At 27.2% G+C, this 17,111-nt stretch carries 16 protein-coding genes; 3 read left to right on the top strand and 13 right to left on the bottom strand.

Annotated elements, in window-relative coordinates; all coding sequences use genetic code 11:
* Positions 1 to 33 precede the first annotated feature (33 nt).
* The 8 genes from KGF46_RS01425 to KGF46_RS01390 all read right to left on the bottom strand — a co-directional run bounded on the left by KGF46_RS01425 (position 34) and on the right by KGF46_RS01390 (position 6,814).
* The gene (locus tag KGF46_RS01425) at positions 34 to 1,425 is read right to left on the bottom strand and encodes a sensor histidine kinase (RefSeq protein WP_227827227.1); all 1,392 of its coding nucleotides are present in this window, start codon (positions 1,423 to 1,425) and stop codon (positions 34 to 36) included.
* A gap of 132 nt (positions 1,426 to 1,557) precedes the next feature.
* Positions 1,558 to 2,313, bottom strand: a complete 756-nt coding sequence (locus KGF46_RS01420) for a lantibiotic immunity ABC transporter MutG family permease subunit (protein ID WP_227827226.1) — start codon at positions 2,311 to 2,313, stop codon at positions 1,558 to 1,560.
* A 1-nt stretch (position 2,314) separates the two neighbouring features.
* Positions 2,315 to 3,034 (bottom strand): lantibiotic immunity ABC transporter MutE/EpiE family permease subunit, encoded by a 720-nt coding sequence (locus tag KGF46_RS01415; RefSeq protein WP_227827225.1) that lies wholly within the window; start codon positions 3,032 to 3,034, stop codon positions 2,315 to 2,317.
* A 1-nt stretch (position 3,035) separates the two neighbouring features.
* A complete protein-coding gene (locus KGF46_RS01410; protein ID WP_227827224.1) occupies positions 3,036 to 3,743 on the bottom strand; it encodes a lantibiotic protection ABC transporter ATP-binding protein in 708 nt (235 codons plus the stop codon).
* Between the two features lie 127 nt (positions 3,744 to 3,870).
* Positions 3,871 to 4,401 carry a hypothetical protein gene (locus KGF46_RS01405; protein ID WP_227827223.1) on the bottom strand — a complete coding sequence of 177 codons (531 nt, stop codon included), beginning with the start codon at positions 4,399 to 4,401 and terminating at the stop codon, positions 3,871 to 3,873.
* 101 nt (positions 4,402 to 4,502) lie between these two features.
* Positions 4,503 to 5,576, bottom strand: coding sequence for a DUF4097 family beta strand repeat-containing protein (locus KGF46_RS01400; protein WP_227827222.1), 1,074 nt, complete (start codon positions 5,574 to 5,576; stop codon positions 4,503 to 4,505).
* Positions 5,569 to 6,495: a DUF1700 domain-containing protein gene (locus tag KGF46_RS01395; RefSeq protein WP_227827221.1), complete on the bottom strand. Its 927-nt coding sequence runs from the start codon at positions 6,493 to 6,495 to the stop codon at positions 5,569 to 5,571. The genes KGF46_RS01400 and KGF46_RS01395 overlap by 8 nt, the downstream gene beginning before the upstream one ends.
* Positions 6,482 to 6,814 (bottom strand): PadR family transcriptional regulator, encoded by a 333-nt coding sequence (locus KGF46_RS01390; protein ID WP_009889116.1) that lies wholly within the window; start codon positions 6,812 to 6,814, stop codon positions 6,482 to 6,484. Before KGF46_RS01390 ends, KGF46_RS01395 begins: the two co-directional genes overlap by 14 nt.
* Positions 6,815 to 7,003: 189 nt before the next feature.
* On the opposite strand from KGF46_RS01390, the gene KGF46_RS01385 reads away from it, so the two are divergent.
* On the top strand, positions 7,004 to 8,134 hold the full coding sequence (locus tag KGF46_RS01385; RefSeq protein ID WP_227827220.1) for an MGDG synthase family glycosyltransferase: 1,131 nt from the start codon (positions 7,004 to 7,006) through the stop codon (positions 8,132 to 8,134).
* Positions 8,135 to 8,277: 143 nt separating this feature from the next.
* Here the strand turns inward: KGF46_RS01385 and KGF46_RS01380 are convergent, their stop codons facing one another.
* Complete coding sequence (locus KGF46_RS01380; RefSeq protein WP_227827219.1) at positions 8,278 to 10,176, bottom strand: glutamine synthetase; 1,899 nt, start codon at positions 10,174 to 10,176, stop codon at positions 8,278 to 8,280.
* A 313-nt stretch (positions 10,177 to 10,489) separates the two neighbouring features.
* Here KGF46_RS01380 and KGF46_RS01375 point away from each other — a divergent pair, with 313 nt between their 5' ends.
* The gene (locus KGF46_RS01375; RefSeq protein ID WP_227827218.1) at positions 10,490 to 11,266 is read left to right on the top strand and encodes a 3'-5' exonuclease; all 777 of its coding nucleotides are present in this window, start codon (positions 10,490 to 10,492) and stop codon (positions 11,264 to 11,266) included.
* A 92-nt stretch (positions 11,267 to 11,358) separates the two neighbouring features.
* Here the strand turns inward: KGF46_RS01375 and KGF46_RS01370 are convergent, their stop codons facing one another.
* Positions 11,359 to 12,111 (bottom strand): exodeoxyribonuclease III, encoded by a 753-nt coding sequence (locus KGF46_RS01370; RefSeq protein ID WP_227827478.1) that lies wholly within the window; start codon positions 12,109 to 12,111, stop codon positions 11,359 to 11,361.
* A 135-nt stretch (positions 12,112 to 12,246) separates the two neighbouring features.
* On the bottom strand, positions 12,247 to 13,197 hold the full coding sequence (gene galT, locus KGF46_RS01365) for a galactose-1-phosphate uridylyltransferase (protein WP_227827217.1): 951 nt from the start codon (positions 13,195 to 13,197) through the stop codon (positions 12,247 to 12,249).
* Between the two features lie 374 nt (positions 13,198 to 13,571).
* Between galT and KGF46_RS01360 the strand changes: the two genes are divergently transcribed.
* Complete coding sequence (locus tag KGF46_RS01360; RefSeq protein ID WP_227827216.1) at positions 13,572 to 14,768, top strand: pyridoxal phosphate-dependent aminotransferase; 1,197 nt, start codon at positions 13,572 to 13,574, stop codon at positions 14,766 to 14,768.
* Between the two features lie 87 nt (positions 14,769 to 14,855).
* Here the strand turns inward: KGF46_RS01360 and KGF46_RS01355 are convergent, their stop codons facing one another.
* Together KGF46_RS01355 and purB are read right to left on the bottom strand one after the other, a co-directional pair.
* Positions 14,856 to 15,308 (bottom strand): MarR family winged helix-turn-helix transcriptional regulator, encoded by a 453-nt coding sequence (locus KGF46_RS01355; RefSeq protein WP_227827215.1) that lies wholly within the window; start codon positions 15,306 to 15,308, stop codon positions 14,856 to 14,858.
* Between the two features lie 310 nt (positions 15,309 to 15,618).
* On the bottom strand, positions 15,619 to 17,064 hold the full coding sequence (gene purB, locus KGF46_RS01350; RefSeq protein ID WP_227827214.1) for an adenylosuccinate lyase: 1,446 nt from the start codon (positions 17,062 to 17,064) through the stop codon (positions 15,619 to 15,621).
* Between the last annotated feature and the right edge of the window lie 47 nt (positions 17,065 to 17,111).

Below are 17,111 nucleotides of genomic sequence, written 5' to 3'. Positions count from 1 at the left end.
AAATTTAGGTATTTAAAAAATGGATATTATTTATTAAATTATTGGTATTTCAATTGTTACCATGGCACCACCAGTTTTTATAGAGTTTTCAATATACAAAGTCCCATCATGTTTTTGGACAATATTATTTACAATGTATAGACCCATACCGTAATGAGATTTAGAGTTCCTACTTAAATCACCTGTATAAAATTGTTCTTTAGCTTTTGATAAATCTTCCTTAGAAAAACCTCTTCCACAATCTGTAATTACAAATTTTAAGTATCTTTGATTTACTAATACATCAAAATATAAATTACTTTGATTTGTTGAATAATCAATAGCATTTGAAATTATATTCATAATAGCTCTAAATAATAATTCTCTATCTATTATTATATTCTTAGGTAAATCATCTTGCTTATAAAATTCCACACTTAAACTTTTTGTACTGGAGAGTGCTTCTATTTGCACCAAAACATCCTCTATAAATTTATCAATATTAATACTTTCTTTATTAATCATATAACCTTTATCTGCTTTAGATATGTATATTAGAGTATTAATATATTTTTCTATCTGAGTAGCGCTATTTGCTATATATTCCATATATTCTAATAGCTCAGCATTTTCATTTATTTCAATTAATAAATCAGTATTTCCATGTATAATGGTTAATGGTGTCTTTATATCATGTGCTAATGCAGATATCTGTTCTTTTCGAGTTTCTTCCAGTCTCCACTGCTTTTCTAAAGAATCTTTTAATGCTAACTTCATTTTTTCTATAGAAAAAAGAACATTGTCAATTTCATAAATATCACTAGACTCTATTGTAAAATCTAAATCTTGCTGTTGTATTTTTTCTGTAGCATTTTTCAAAAGGTCCATTTTTGCATTAATTTTTTTACCAAAGGATTTTGATAGTATAACCATTTCAATAAAAAATGCTATAACAAAAATAATAATCCCTAATACTTCTGGTTTTGGTAAATATTTTCTTAAAGCTGGAGAATTAAATTCTGATACTATATCATATCTTATTATACATACTTCATTTGGTCTAAAAAGTTTTATATAATTGTCTGACGAATGGCCGCTTTTTACTTCGATACCTTTCATTAAATTCCAGGTTTCTTTTGCTTCTTCATTATTAAAAGTTCCTGAAGTTAATCTACCATCTAAAGTATAGATTCCATAATCACAAAAATCTGGTATTATATCTTTAGTTACTTTTTCACTTGAAATAATTTCATCTTTATATTTATAGATTTGCTTTTCTGCATAATTGGATGGCAATACTACTCCTAATGATAATAACACAGAAAACAAAAATACTAAAAGAATTCCCAAAGTAATTGTTATAACAAAGAATACAGATAAATATCTTACAAAAATAGTTCTTAACTTTACAACTTTTTTATTATTAAACTTTTTTTCCCAAAACATTCGTATCATATCCTCCAAACAGTTTAATTAACAAATAAACAACTATGTATCTGATTATTTTTATCTCTTTTATGCTATCAAATTATACTATAATATAATAATACAAATAATCTAAATAAACAATTAGTTATTTTATTCTTCAGATTTCTTACCTTCCCATTTAGAAAACCAAATACATAAAATTACAAATGCAAAAATAGTTGCAAAACCACAAATTAAACCTATTAACTGAAACTCTTGAATGGATTCAATTTCTTTAGAACTTGAAAAAGATGCCCAAACACTTACAAATCTAACGCCCCATGCACAAGGAATATATTGCCATATACCATCTCCTAGTCCAGTTAGTAATAGTGCTGAGAGTAAAGTTTCCACTATACCTACTCCAATTGATGCTCCTTTTCCAAATCTCAAACTTAAGAATAAATGTAATATATATTCAAATAGATTACTTCCAACTAAAATTAAAATTGAAATCATATAAAAACTTAGTGTAAAAAGATTATCATTAAAAATAGTATTTATACCAAATTTAAAACCTAAAACAGAAACTAATGTTGCTCCAAAACCAAGGCATATTAAAATTATATATTTACTCATGAGTGTAAGGTATTTTGGATTAGATGCTGTTAGTATATGCTTATAATTTCCTGAGTAATATTCTTGTTCAACACACATTGAACACATAATACTTGATAATAAAGGAAAAGCTATAGCTATAACTTGTAAATATACTACTATCTTTGATATACTATCATAACCTGAAATATTGTAATATCCTAAAAATAAGCCTATTCCTACTAATACAATACAAAAGTGTATTAGTACTATGTAAGTTCTTTTTAGTTTTATCAAGTCAGAATTAAATAGTCTTATTAGTTGTGCCATATTATTTCACCTCTCTATTTTTAAACCAAACACTTGTAGCTAAAGTAAATAATATAAATAAAACAATAGATATTAATATCCCTGGTAAAATAACATTAGTACTTAAAAGTTCATTCCCTTCTGGTACAGGAAGCCCATTTGGTAAAATATGCAATACCGCAGCCATTAATCTTGATGGAATTGAATATGGAAATAAGTACCATGAACTTGTAGTTGAAAAAACAGCTACTCCAAGCACAGTGAAAAACATATTTATTAAAACTGTAATAAACAAACCAAATTTTGAAGCTAAAAACATACAAAGTGGAATTTGCCACATAAATAGTAAGATAAGTACTATAGTTCCAATAATATTTTGATTTATTAAAATAGTTTTCTTATAAACTACTCCAATAAAAACTATCCCTATCATGAAAATAATTGAAGATATACAAAGTATAATGGTACAATAAAGTATTTTTCCAGTCCAGATATTTTTTTTGTCAACTGGCAATGACAAGACACCTTGATACTTCTTTTTTTCATCTTTTTGTACTACTAAAGAACAAATTAAAGTTATTGCTCCTGGAAGAAACATAGTATACCACCAATTGTAAGTACCATTTTGTCCTCCACCTAGTCCAAAACAGATAAGTATAGAAAATATTGGGGCTATCCAAGACAATCTCATTCCAAAAGTTCTTTTCATCTTTTGGAACTCTGCTCTAACAAATCTTTCCATCTTACTTACCTCTCTTTCTATTTTCAGCTACAACTTTCATAAAAAGTTCTTCTAAATTTTGTTCTTTTGATACTTCTCCTTGATACCCTATTACTCCATTAGAAATTATTCCAATTTCATCTACAACTTGCTCAACCTCAGACAAAATATGACTTGATAAAATAACTGTAATTCCTTGCTTTGGAAAAGAACGAATCAATTCTCTAAGTTCTTCAATTCCAATAGGGTCAAGTCCATTTGTAGGCTCATCTAAGATTAAAAGTTTTGGGTGATTTAATAATGCGATAGCAATACCAAGACGCTGCTTCATACCTAGAGAAAACTGACCTGAACGCTTTTTAAAAGTATCTCTTAAATCAACAATCTCTAAAACTTCTTCAATGCGAGAGTCAGGAAGACCAAGTAATGTAGTATGAACTTTTAGATTCTCTCTTGCTGTTAAATTCTCATATATAGCAGGTGATTCAATAAGAGACCCAATGTTTGCTAAGTCTTTTCTAGTCCATCTATGACCTTCAAATAATATCTTTCCAGAAGTGGGGTTTAAAATCCCTGTTATCATTTTTAATAAAGTAGATTTCCCTGCTCCATTTGGTCCTAATAATCCATAAATAGAATTATGTTTAATTGCAATTGAAATATTATTAACTGCAGCCTGCTCCTTAAATTTTTTAGAAACTCCTTTTACCTCCAAAATATAATTACTCATAATTTTCATCCTTTCTTTTGTCAAACTTATTTACAAGAATCATTTTAAATCATAAATATAAGGATTTTATAAGGATTAAAAAATTATAAAAAAAAATGATGTGCTTTTAAATAAAACACATCATTTCTTATGTTAACTCTATTAATTCTCCATTGTAGTATATCTCTACTTCTTCAACCCAAATACTATTATCATCTTCTTGAATGACATTTTTGATAATATTATTTATAGTATATATTATATTTTGTTCATTTAAATAATCCTCTTTCCAAGAAACTCTCCCCTTTTCATCAGGTTCAACTAAGTTTATCTTTACTAGACTATCTTTTTCCTGAACTTCAACTTCCATATCTAAACCATTAAAATACTCATGTGATAAAGTATCTAAGATTAACTGTAGTTTATCTTTTAATGTACTTTCTTCATCTATTTGCAAGTATTTTACTATCTTTTCATCCTTTGAAACTATCTCTATAGGTATTTTAGCTGTTTTTTTAGGATTAATTGTATCAGTTTCTTCTTTGATGTCTTCACCTTTCTTTACAACTGCAGAATCTCTAGAATCAACCAATTCTACTTTGTCAACTTTATAATCCATACATGCTGTACTCAATAAAGTAGTAGCAATTATTAAAAAACTTACTGCTATTTTATTCATAAGTATCCCTCTCCCAATTCTATTTCGATACTTATTATACCATAGTATAGACTATATTTTTATACTTTTAGGTCAATTTATTAATTATAGTAATAAATTATTTACATTTCTAATTTATTTGAATTTATTTTTATAGTATACTCTTGTTCTAAATTCGACAAGTTTTCATTTAAAAGCCCTTTTATTTCTCTTATATTTTTATATGAGTTATGATTTTCTTCACTGTGTTCATATCCATCTGAACTATCACTGTATTCTTCTGCTTCATCATTAATATCTTCTATTCTTTCTTTAGACTTTATGTCGCAATTAAACTTATACTTATTTACTGGTAGAGTAAGACTTACTTTAGAATTTGGAACATCTATATCTAAATTTTTAGCAATTGGAAAATCACAATATATGCTAAAGTTGTTATCATAATGCGAATTCCTACCTATTTTTTCCTTTATGTTTATATTTTCAGGTATATATTGTTCTACATTATTGACAAATATGTCTTCATATTCTGAAGATATATCTAATGATTCTGATTCTATATTTACGTTTTTAACACCTAAAACTGATTTTGTAGATAATTCAAGATTATTACTAGATATTAAATTTAATGTATCTAGCTTATTTATATTATTTTCAGTTATAACTCTCTCAAATCTTCCATAAGAACTCTTATATGTTATATTATTTGAAGCTACATTATCATATACTAATAGAGATGAATCTACACTTGATACATTTATATCTACATTATTTGGTACATAGATTACTATTTCCCTATAATCTCCTGAAAACATACTATTTATAGATGTATTAAATAATTGGTCAAAATTTTTAATTTTTTTAACACGATTTTCATATTTTCGTTCACCTTTTACAACTAATGTCTTATCCTTTAAAGTTACATTATATTTGTAAAACTCATTATTTCCCCTTGTTGTCACACGTACATCTTCACTTGAGTGTCTCTTTATCATAACATTTATATTGTCAACAGATACATCTAACTTGTCAATATTTACTTTTTCTTGATAAAGTTTATTTTCTTTTTTAAATTCAGCTTCTTTTTCGAGTCCAAAGTTTATTAAACTTGGCATAACTAAAATCCCTGACCATGTTGTTCCAATTATACCTATTACTAATAAAACCGCAGCAAATATGGCAAGTTTCTTATTCATGTTTATCTTCTCCTTTCTTATCATCTATCTCTTCAAAATCTTTATACATTGACTCAAAATTTATGCTATCATCATTGTAATTATCAGATTCCTTTATATCTTCTTTTTCTATATTGTAATAATCATCATATAAATCTTCATCACTATCTTTATTCAAATCTTTCTCACTTAAAGTATCTTTATTTCTTTTTTCCATCTTTTCATTTGCATTTATATAAATGTTTTTTCTCTTTATCCAATTTATATAACTACTTAACAATTGTTTGCCTAACTTTATAACAAACAGTAAAATTTGCCATGCCAGTATCTCTAAACCTATAAATGCTATAGTCGCAAATATACAAAACATTGTAACATCTGGAACCATTGAAATAAATTTAATTACAAATGGAATTGATATGACAAAAGCAATCAATGTACATACTAACCCAATAGCAACTGAAATAATAGCACATACAAATGCAAATGCTGGAATAATCAATAATAAGGATAAAAATACTAATAAAATCTTTATAGCTTCTCTAGATACTCCTACAACACCTTCTTCTATACTTGGAGTAAGTTTATCATTTACTCTTTCTTTCGATTTATTGTATTTTTCTTTAGCTTCATCTTTTAAAATAGAATATCCCTTTTTCATATCTAACTTGAATTTACTAAACTTATCATTTAAAATATCTGTGTTTATTATTTTTTCATCTTCAATGTTTTTTTCTTTCGTCTGTAGAATAAGTTCTCTTGCTATAGATTTTGGTGAACCAAGTGATGATATTATCTCCATATCACTCTTTCCTTCTATAATCCCATCTACAAAATATTCTTCATAATCTCTCAATATATCATTAACTTCGCTCTCAGAAAAATCCTTTCTTAGATAATCCTTTAAAATTTCCAGAAACTCAGTTTTATTCAAGTTCATTACCTCCCTCATCTTCACTTATTAAAATCTCAACAGCCTTTACAAATTCTCTCCATTCTTCCATCAAATTGGATAAGTTTTCTTTTCCTAGTGAAGTTATTCTATAGTATTTTCTAGCAGGACCCTCATTAGATTCTAGTATATATGTTTCAAAATACAAATCTTTTGTCAGTCTTCTTAGAATAGGATATATCGTTCCTTCATTTACATCTATTACTTTAGAAATATTATGTACTATTTCATATCCATACATATCTTTTTTAGATATTAGCGCGAGTACACAAATTTCTAAGACACCCTTTCTAAATTGTGTGTTCATATACTCCATCCTTTCTTTAAATACACAGTATTGTGTTTTACAAGGTACTATGTTAAAACTTCTTATGCTTTCATAATAACACAGTACTATGTTTTACACAATAGTTATTTTTTAATATTATTATTGATTAAATTCTTCTGTAAATGTATAATACTCTAATCAGATATATTTTATGAAAGTGGTGATAAATTGTCTAAAACAAAAGAAGATAAAACTATATTAATCTTAACAGCTCAATTTGGTGCTGGTCATATAAGTGCTGCAAAAGCAGTTAAGGAATGTATCATTGAAAAATATAGTAATTACAATGTTGTTATACAAAACTTTATAAATGCAAGTATCCCTATGATGAATAAGCCTATGGTGAAGCTTTATGAAAACAATACAAAATATACTCCTGGATTATATAATTATTATTACTATTTTAAGAAATCGTTTGACTCAAGACATGATTTCTCTCATAAATTATATACACCTAAACTTTCTGAGTATATTTCTGATATAAATCCAGATTTGATTATCTCTACATTTCCACTAGCAGCTGCTTGTGTAAATAATTTTAAGATAAAAAATCCTGACATAAATATACCCACATTGACAGTTATTACAGATGTTGTAGACAGTATGGAATGGGTTTTTGAAAATACAGATTTATATTTTGTTCCATCTCCAGAGATAAAAAATAGATTTTTTCAAAAAGGAATAAACCCAGATTCCATAAAAGTTACTGGAGTTCCTGTAGATAAGAGATTCCAGATTGAAAGTAAAGAACCTTGTTATGGAAAATATAGATTATTGCTTTTAGGAGGAGGAAGAGGTCTATTTGATATAGATGAGGATTTTATGCATTGGATAGATGACTTTATTGAAGAACATATTAATTCCATAGAGATTACAATAGTTACAGGTAAAAATAAAAAACTATATGATAATTTAACTCATAAAAAACCTCTAAAAAATATAAAAGTACTTGGATTTGTAAATGATATGTACAATCTAATAGAAGAATGTGACTTAATGTTGACTAAACCTGGAGGAGCAACTATATTTGAAGCAATCCAGTCTCAAACTCCAGTGCTCGTAAAAATGCCAAAAGTTGGTCAAGAAATTGAAAATGCCAAATTTATAATAGATAAGGGTCTTGGAATGATTTACAGCGATGACCTAGACCTAAAAAATATATTTTATAAGTTAGTGTCAAATGAATTTGATTCTATAATAAATTTTATGAAAAAGAATCTAGAAGAATTTAAAACAGTCATTCATCCAGATGAAATTGCTGATTATATATCAGAATTAATAGATAATCAATATAATTAATTTAGATTAATTTTATTGTAAAACTTAAAATCAAAAATTAAAGGCAATTGAGTATGGTTTTTACATTTGAGATTTAACTCAAAATGATTTAATCATACTTAATTGCCTTTATAATATCAAAATCAAATTATTATCATTTTATCTTAGTATATATTTTTCTTGTATTGCATATATAATTGTTGTATTTCTTCCATGCTTCTCTTTAGTTCTATTTGTAAATCCGAAGCAGTTTGATAATCTTTATTTTCTACAGCTTCTCTTACTCTAGTAAATAGTGATTCTCTAGTTAAAGTGTCTTTCATAATATTAAACTTTAAGTCTGATATTGAATTCCAAACTACTTCATCAAGTGCATCCATATTTTCTTTTGTGTGTACTTTTACAATACTTCTTATCTTTTGAATTCCCGCTTCTATTATTCTAGTTTTTAATTTTTTTTGCCACTTATCTATTGCCCCAACTTTAAATGATTCTATTATGCTATCAGTAAATACATCGCCTTGTTTTAAAGATTTTAATTTAGAAGCATATATCTCTAGATTTTTCATATTTTCATAAACTGTTGCTGGAGGTGTTCCAAATCTTGCATTTCTTTCTTCTAAATTATAATGTTCAAATACATCATTTTCATCTCTATATGCTCTGTCTTTTTCTAAATAGAAACTTTCTTCTCCCACATTTTTAGATAATTCTTTTTCTAGTTCTTTAGTACTAAGTCCACTCTTAGCTGCTGCTTTTATACCATCTAACATTGTTTGATAACATCCTGCTATTACTAGATAAGTATTAGATAGAGGACTTGGTGATCTTAACTCAAATCTTACAGTCTTTGGATTCTTTATATCTCTTATTAACCCAACAAGTACTGACCTATTTCTAGATGGCATTTCATAACTATGACCTAAAGATGTAACTATACATACAGGTGCTTCAAATCCAGGAACTAGTCTATTAAATCCATCATTAGAAGCTGTTACAATTGGATTTAATACTTCATAATTATAAAGAAGTCCCATAAGAGCTCCATACCCTAATTCACTTAGATAATCTTCTTTTAAATCTTTTGGAGCAAATAAGTTTTTGCTACTTCCATCTTTTAATTTTGCACTTACTCCTACATGTGTATGACCACCACTTCCTGCAACTCCATGAATTGGCTTTGCTTTAAATGTGACTTCTAATCCATGTGATGTAAATACATCTTCTATAACATCTCTTACTAATAATTCATTATCTGCCGCTTGTAATGGTGTAGAAAACTTCCAAGAAACCTCTAATTGCTCCATAGCATGGTTTGTCTTTCCATCTATACTTATAGAACTTTGAATTCCACCAACCTCTTTATGAGCCATTTCAGGGCTTACACCTAGCTTTTGAAGTATTATTAAACTTTGTTCTAGACAAGTTCTTATAATACCATGAGTTCTTTTCCAGTATTGTTCTTTTAAGCTTTGTGATACATATAATTTTTCTAAGTCAGCCTTATCTTCAGGAGTATTAACCCAAAATTCAAGTTCTGTAGCTGCTGTTAACATTATTTCTTCTATATCATCTACTGAGTTTATTCCTATATTGTTTATTACATGTGGATATTCTCTAAATATTTCAAACATAGATTTCTTAAAATATTTATCTGCTTTTTGAAGAATTCCCCTAGAACATACTTTTTTATTATCATGTATTAGAAATGCAGGTATCTTTAATGTTCCTACAGGTAATCCTGCTTCTTCATCTATGTATTCCATATTGTAATCTACATACCAATGACAACTTTTATCTGGCATTAAGTCTACTTTTGCATTATTTAGTGTTGCTATATTATAAAGCTCAACACTTGAACCATCAGTTTGTATAGCTGATTCTAAGAATTTATCTATATCCTCTAAAAATAATTCTACAGGAATTTTTTCGTCTGTTGCATTTCCTCCTAAGTCAACACCCATTAAAGAAACGAATCTTATGTTTTTATTGCTCTTTAGGATTTCTCTTATCTCTTCATTGGTATGCTTATCTTTCTCTATTACATATAATAAACTCTCCATCTTTTCACTCTCCTATGATTTTTGTGTAAATTTTATTTTATTAAATATACAAGATAAAATTCATTTTTCCTTATGTTTATGAATTTTTCTTGCAAAACATTCGTGTTTTATTCGTGTTTTTATTTATATTATTATATATCAAGTACAAAAAGTTCGCAATATTTTTTCTTGGAAAAATATTATACATACAATAGTTTAACATTTTTATAAATATGGGGTATACTAAAATAAAAGTATTTTTGTTTAAAAATTTAATTTAGCTTATAATATAATCTATACTAGTAATAATACAAAAATTTAGGAGATAAACTTTATGGAATACATAATTTTCGATTTGGAATTCAACCAAGGCTTTGACAAAAAACTCAATAAAACTGTGTCCAATGAAAAATGTCCTTTTGAAATTATACAAATAGGAGCAATTAAACTGGATTCTAAATTTAATATAGTAGATACATTTAATAGCTATATTAAACCTACACTATACAAGGCAATGCACCCTTTTATTAGTCGTATGACTAATATTAAAGACTCTGATTTTAACAATTCGCCTACTTTTCCTGAGGTTTACAACAATTTCATAAAATTTATAGCATCACACGACCCTATACTATGTGTTTGGGGAGTTGGAGATTTAAAGGAATTATACAGAAATATCAATTATCATAAGCTAGCATCAGATATTTTACCTAAGTCTTATATTAATATTCAACAACATGCATCTAAATATTTTAATAATCCAGCAGGAAAAAGTATTGGCTTGCAAAATGCTATTTCTATATTGGAACTTGATGAAAAAATGTCTTATCACAATGCTTTAAATGATGCATACTATACATCGAAGGTTTTTATTAAGATATACAATCCAAGTATAGTACCTGATATATATGTATATACAAATATTAAATCTAAATCTATAAAGTATTCTAATAAAAAAAGAGTTGACTATGATAAATTGTTTGATGAGTTCAAGAAAATTCTAAATCGCGATTTGACTAAAGATGAGAAAAAAATTATTAATTTAGCTTACAACATGGGAAAAACAAATCAATTTGAATTAGAAAATTGTAAACAAGGAAAAAATAAGTGAAATTTATCTAGGTTAAAAACAGGCATGTAGATTAAAAGAATAATTAACTTTAAATTTACATCTACAGCCCAATTTTTATCCTTATGAAACTTCTATCTTATCTCTAATTCTACTGGACAATGGTCTGACCCCAATACCTCAGTGTGTATATTTACATTTGTCAATCTATCTTCTAATTTTTTAGATGCACAAAAATAATCTATTCTCCATCCAGCGTTATTTTTTCTTGCATTAAATCTATATGACCACCAACTATACACTCCTTCTTTATCAGGATTAAAGTATCTATATGTGTCTATAAATCCACTATCTAATAATTTAGAGAATTTTTCTCTTTCTTCCTTTGTAAAACCTGCGTTCTTTGTGTTGTTTTTAGGATTTTTCAAGTCTATTTCTTTATGTGCCACATTCATATCTCCACACACTATTACAGGCTTATAATTATCTAATTTAACCAAATAATCTATAAAGTCATCTTCCCATCTAGTTCTATATTCTAATCTCTTTAACTCAGATTGAGAATTTGGAGTATATACAGTAACAAAATAAAAATCTTCAAATTCTAAAGTTATAACTCTACCTTCTTTATCATGTTCTTCTATATTTATTCCATACATTACTTTTAAAGGCTCTTTTTTGGTAAATATAGCAGTACCTGAATAACCTTTTCGCTCTGCATAATTCCAGTATTGAAAATAACCCGGCAAATCTAACTCTATTTGCCCTTCCTGTAATTTAGTCTCTTGTAGACAAAATATATCTGCATCAATATCTCTAAAAAAGTCTAAAAATCCTTTCCCTACACATGCTCTTATCCCATTAACATTCCACGATATAAATTTCATATTCCACTCCTCATCTAAATAGTAATTTTCTATTAGTTTTTTCATTTATTTTTCTATTTGTTTTTATTTTAACATTGATATACTATAATTTTATTTTAAAATTATTATTTCTTTAATACCTAAAAAGTACATCCTTTAATCAAATTTTAATTTTTTTGTTAATTCTTCAGGATTCATTGAAGAAACATACATATTTGTTCCAAGTTCAAATCCTCCAAGGTTATATTTTCTTGGTATTATGTGCATATGAACATTAAAGTATGATTTTGTTTCAATTTTTGTTGGATGAGTATGGATACACAAGTTAAATGGCATATATCCATTTATATTATATAATTTTTTAAATAACTTTTCGAATATCATAGAAAGCTCTTTTATATTGTTATCTGTTAATTCATCAAACTTTATGCTGTCTTTAAATATTACTCTTACTTCTCCACTGTACTTAGTTGCATATGGTATAATTACTAAAAAAGCATCTCCATTATAAACCACTCTTTTATTTAAACTTATTTCATTTTCTACCAAGTCATTATACAAAGAGCTTTTATTGCTATCATAATACTCTTTTGAAACCAACAACTCATTTGTAATTTCAGGTGGAATAAAAGACATAGATAGTATTTGAGCATGTGGATGCATCAAAGATGCTCCAGCCTTTCTCAAGAAATTTTTAAAAATACTCACATATTCTACTTTGTCATCTTTCGACAAACGTTTAAATCTATTTCTATACATAAAAAAAACATCTTCAAATTCTTTTTGATTCATATTGTAAAAACTGCTGTTATGTTTATTACTTTCTATCATTACCTCATGAATACCATATATATCTCTTGCCAAATCATCAATTATAGGAAATTTATTATATATGGATTTTACAAGCCAACCTTCATCACCTTTTATTTCAAATAGTGTATCCGTTGCATAAACTTCATTTCCCTTACAAAATGGGCATCCTTCATCGTATTCATTAGTTTCTTCTTCATCATTTGGTACATCAATTGTATCTAATGGCCTTTTCAACCTATCAGTAGCAAATATAACAACATCATTAGTAATTGGATCTATTCTTAATTCTCTCATAATTAACACCTCTTAGTTAATAGCCTTTAATATAATTATATGATATTTATTGTATCTGTTAAATAAATTTATAATATTTTTTATAATTTTACATATTTAGTATTATGTATTTTAATTTTGTAATACAAAAAAATTATAACTAATATATACATATATTATCATACTATAAATAAGTTTATGTACATATAATTTATTAGTATAAATACGAGTATTTCACTCTAATTTGTTAAAAGTTTATTTTAAAGCTATATTAATTTTTTTTGATGATTTTTACCTATAAGTATGTTATTATTATCTTGTAAAGATGTCTTGTATTCCAATATACAATTTACATAATACAATATACGTATTTAAATTAAATAGGGGGTATTAAAATGAATTATTCAAACAGAGTTAGTGCAATGCAAGCCTCTCCAATCAGAAAACTTGTTCCATTTGCACAAGCAGCAAAAGATAAAGGAATCAAAGTATATCACTTAAATATAGGTCAACCAGACATAAAAACTCCTCAAGGGTTTTTTGATGCTGTTAAAAACTTTGATAGCGAAGTTTTAGAATATGCTACTTCTGAAGGTATTCCAGAATTATTAGAAGCACTTCAAAATTACTACAAAACTTACAATATGGATTTTGAAAAAGATGAATTATTAGTAACTAATGGTGGTAGTGAAGCTTTACTTTTCACTATGATGGCTGTTTGTGACCCAGGAGATAATTTATTAGTTCCAGAACCATTCTATACTAACTACAATGGATTTGGTCAATGTGTAAACGTAGAAGTTAATGCTGTTACAACAAAAGCAGAAAACGGTTTCCACCTTCCATCAAAAGAAGAAATAGCTTCTAAGGTAGATGATAGAACTAAAGCTATAATTCTTTCTAACCCAGGAAATCCAACTGGTGCAATTTATACAAAAGAAGAACTTAATATCCTAGCTGAAATAGCTAAAGAAAAAAATCTATGGATAATAGCAGACGAAGTTTATAGAGAATTTGTTTATGATGGACTTGAATACACTAGCTGTGGTAACTTAGAAGGTGTACAAGACAGAGTTATAATAATAGACAGTGTTTCTAAGAGATACAGTGCTTGTGGTGCTAGAATTGGTTCTATCGCTTGTAAAAATAAAGGTCTTATCGCTCAAATACTTAAATTATGCCAAGGAAGACTTTGTGTTCCTACATTAGAACAAATAGGAGCTGTTGAATTATACAAAACTCCAGTTTCTTACTTCAAAGAAGTTAATGAAGAATACAAAAAAAGAAGAGATGTATTATACAATGAATTAATGAAAGTTGAAGGTGTTATCTGTAAAAAACCAACTGGTGCATTCTATATAGTTGCTAAATTACCAGTTGAAAATGCAGAAGATTTCACAATCTGGATGTTAAAAGAGTTCAGTAAAAATAATGAAACTGTTATGGTTTGCCCTGCTGAAGGATTCTATGCTACTCCAGGTTTAGGACGTGACGAAATAAGATTAGCTTACATCTTAAATGAAACTGACCTTCATAGAGCTGCTACATTATTAAAAGAAGGTTTAGAGCAATATGTAGCTTTACACAAATAAATTTTAAAAGTTTACCTTATGTAAATTTTATTAGATAAAAAATCCCCTTTTCAACCAATATTTGAAAAGGGGATTTTTCATAGTTTCCTATTTAAATTCATCTTTATTTAATATATACTGAAGAGTATTTATTGCTCCTAGATAGTTCTTTCTATCTTCTTCAGTTAGTCTAGAAAGCTTTTCTTCCAATCCATCACTTAATTTATCCATAAAATCAGAAGCTATCTTATCTCCTTCTTCTGTAATGTCAATTAAATACTTTCTTCTATCAACTAAATCTCTTTCTCTTGTTACATATTTTTTTTCTGTTAAATCATCTACCATACTAGTTAGACTGCCTTTTTCTATATTTAATTTAGAGCATAAATCAGTCATGCTTATTACTCCATAATTTCTTATAAATACTAATGCTCTCAATTGTGTTTTATTTACATTATAGTCTGGTGCGAATTTTTTTAGGTCTTCTAAATATAAACTAGAATAAATCTTAGGAAATGTTTTTACCAAAAAACTTATAGTATCTTTTACTACGTATTTCATACAATCACCTCGGTTGTTTTAAAATTTATTAAATTATCTAACTAACTTTATTTCAGTTTACATTAAAAATATTGCAAGTACAATAGTTTTTGAATAATGATTAAATTTAATTAGTAATCTTATTATTTTTCTTGTTTTTAATTATATTTTTCTGATTAAATATTATTTATATAGCTATTTTATTGAATTCATGATATAGTAAATAAGGAAGAACTCTTCACAGCGGTGAAGAGCAGACGCTAGCCCATTAAAATGGCTATCTTATTTATAAATAAGATAGCCGTTTTTAATTATATTTTATCTATAAAACTTACACTCTTAAATCCACATCTACTTTTCCTAAATCTTCTTTATAATCTTTTATAGTTGGTTCTACAACTTCATTTACAAATTCTACAACTTGTTCTGGAGCTCTACCTATAAATTTTTTTGGGTCCATTATAGATAATATTTCTTCCTTGCTCATTTTAAATGAATCATCATTCATTATAAGCTCAATTAAATTATTATCTTTTCCTTCATGTTTAACTCTATAAGCAGCTTTCATAGAATATTCTCTTATTATCTCATGTAATTCCTGTCTATCTCCACCTCTTTTTACAGCTTCCATAAGTATTGTTTCTGTAGCCATAAAAGGAAGTTCTTCATTTACACGTTTATTTATCATATTTTCATACACTACTAACCCATCAGTTACATTTATACCTATTTCAAGTATAGCATCTGCTGCCATAAAAGCTTGAGGTATAGCTAATCTTTTATTGGCTGAGTCATCTAATGTTCTCTCTAACCATTGAGTAGCCTGTACCATTGCAGGGCTTATAGATTCAGATATTATATATTTAGATAAAGAAGCTATTCTTTCACTTCTCATTGGATTTCTTTTATAGGCCATTGCTGATGAACCTATTTGATTTTTTTCAAATGGCTCTTCTAATTCTTTTAGACTTTGTAAAAGTCTTATATCATTAGTCATTTTATGCATACTTTGAGCTATTCCTGATAATACACTTATTACTTGATAGTCTAGCTTTCTAGTATATGTTTGTCCACTTACTGCATAAGAAGAACTATATCCCATTTTTTTACAAATTTTCTTATCTAACTCTTTTACTTTTTCATGGTCTCCTTCAAATAAACTTAAAAAACTTGCTTGAGTCCCAGTAGTCCCTTTAACTCCTCTTAATTTCATATTATCTATTCTATAATTTAAGTCTTCTAAATCAAGGATTAAATCTTGAGCCCACAAACAAGCTCTTTTCCCTACTGTTGTAAGTTGTGCTGCTTGAAAGTGCGTAAAACCAAGAGCTGGCATATCCTTATACTTAAGTGCAAATTCTTTTAAGTTATTTATTAAATTTACAAGCTTTACTCTTAGAAGTTTTAAGGCTTCATTCATTTGTACAACGTCTGTATTATCTCCAACATAAGCAGATGTTGCTCCTAGATGGATGATTCCTTTAGCTTTTTCACATTGTAAACCATACGCTTTTACATGAGACATTACATCATGTCTTACTTCTTTTTCTATTTTTCTAGCTTCATCAAAATTTATATTATCTATATTAGCTCTTAACTCATCTAATTGTTCTTCAGTTATATTGATTCCTAACTCATGCTCACCTTCAGCAAGAGCAACCCATAATCTTCTCCATGTAGAAAATTTAAATTGTGGAGAAAATATATAACTCATATCTTTACTACAGTATCTATCTGTAAGCGGATTTGAGTACGTAGTATATTTGTTATCTATCATTATATTAGCACCTTCCTTAAATCTTTTGTTGTATAGTTATTATGTAC

Origin of the sequence: Clostridioides sp. ZZV14-6153 (assembly GCF_020657855.1) — a bacterium.
GTDB lineage: Bacteria > Bacillota > Clostridia > Peptostreptococcales > Peptostreptococcaceae > Clostridioides.
The sequence above is the reverse complement of the archived record's forward strand: the minus strand, read 5'-3'. Positions and strand labels throughout refer to the sequence as shown.

Excerpts from the sequence above, each read along its gene's own strand:
- KGF46_RS01425 (WP_227827227.1), bottom strand. The coding sequence starts at position 1,425 with ATGTTTTGGGAAAAAAAGTTTAATAATAAAAAAGTTGTAAAGTTAAGA.
- KGF46_RS01375 (WP_227827218.1), top strand. The coding sequence starts at position 10,490 with ATGGAATACATAATTTTCGATTTGGAATTCAACCAAGGCTTTGACAAA.
- KGF46_RS01390 (WP_009889116.1), bottom strand. The coding sequence starts at position 6,814 with ATGAACACACAATTTAGAAAGGGTGTCTTAGAAATTTGTGTACTCGCG.
- purB (WP_227827214.1), bottom strand. The coding sequence starts at position 17,064 with ATGATAGATAACAAATATACTACGTACTCAAATCCGCTTACAGATAGA.
- KGF46_RS01355 (WP_227827215.1), bottom strand. The coding sequence starts at position 15,308 with ATGAAATACGTAGTAAAAGATACTATAAGTTTTTTGGTAAAAACATTT.
- galT (WP_227827217.1), bottom strand. The coding sequence starts at position 13,197 with ATGAGAGAATTAAGAATAGATCCAATTACTAATGATGTTGTTATATTT.
- KGF46_RS01380 (WP_227827219.1), bottom strand. The coding sequence starts at position 10,176 with ATGGAGAGTTTATTATATGTAATAGAGAAAGATAAGCATACCAATGAA.
- KGF46_RS01415 (WP_227827225.1), bottom strand. The coding sequence starts at position 3,034 with ATGGAAAGATTTGTTAGAGCAGAGTTCCAAAAGATGAAAAGAACTTTT.
- KGF46_RS01405 (WP_227827223.1), bottom strand. The coding sequence starts at position 4,401 with ATGAATAAAATAGCAGTAAGTTTTTTAATAATTGCTACTACTTTATTG.
- KGF46_RS01360 (WP_227827216.1), top strand. The coding sequence starts at position 13,572 with ATGAATTATTCAAACAGAGTTAGTGCAATGCAAGCCTCTCCAATCAGA.
- KGF46_RS01370 (WP_227827478.1), bottom strand. The coding sequence starts at position 12,111 with ATGAAATTTATATCGTGGAATGTTAATGGGATAAGAGCATGTGTAGGG.
- KGF46_RS01400 (WP_227827222.1), bottom strand. The coding sequence starts at position 5,576 with ATGAATAAGAAACTTGCCATATTTGCTGCGGTTTTATTAGTAATAGGT.
- KGF46_RS01395 (WP_227827221.1), bottom strand. The coding sequence starts at position 6,495 with ATGAACTTGAATAAAACTGAGTTTCTGGAAATTTTAAAGGATTATCTA.
- KGF46_RS01410 (WP_227827224.1), bottom strand. The coding sequence starts at position 3,743 with ATGAGTAATTATATTTTGGAGGTAAAAGGAGTTTCTAAAAAATTTAAG.
- KGF46_RS01420 (WP_227827226.1), bottom strand. The coding sequence starts at position 2,313 with ATGGCACAACTAATAAGACTATTTAATTCTGACTTGATAAAACTAAAA.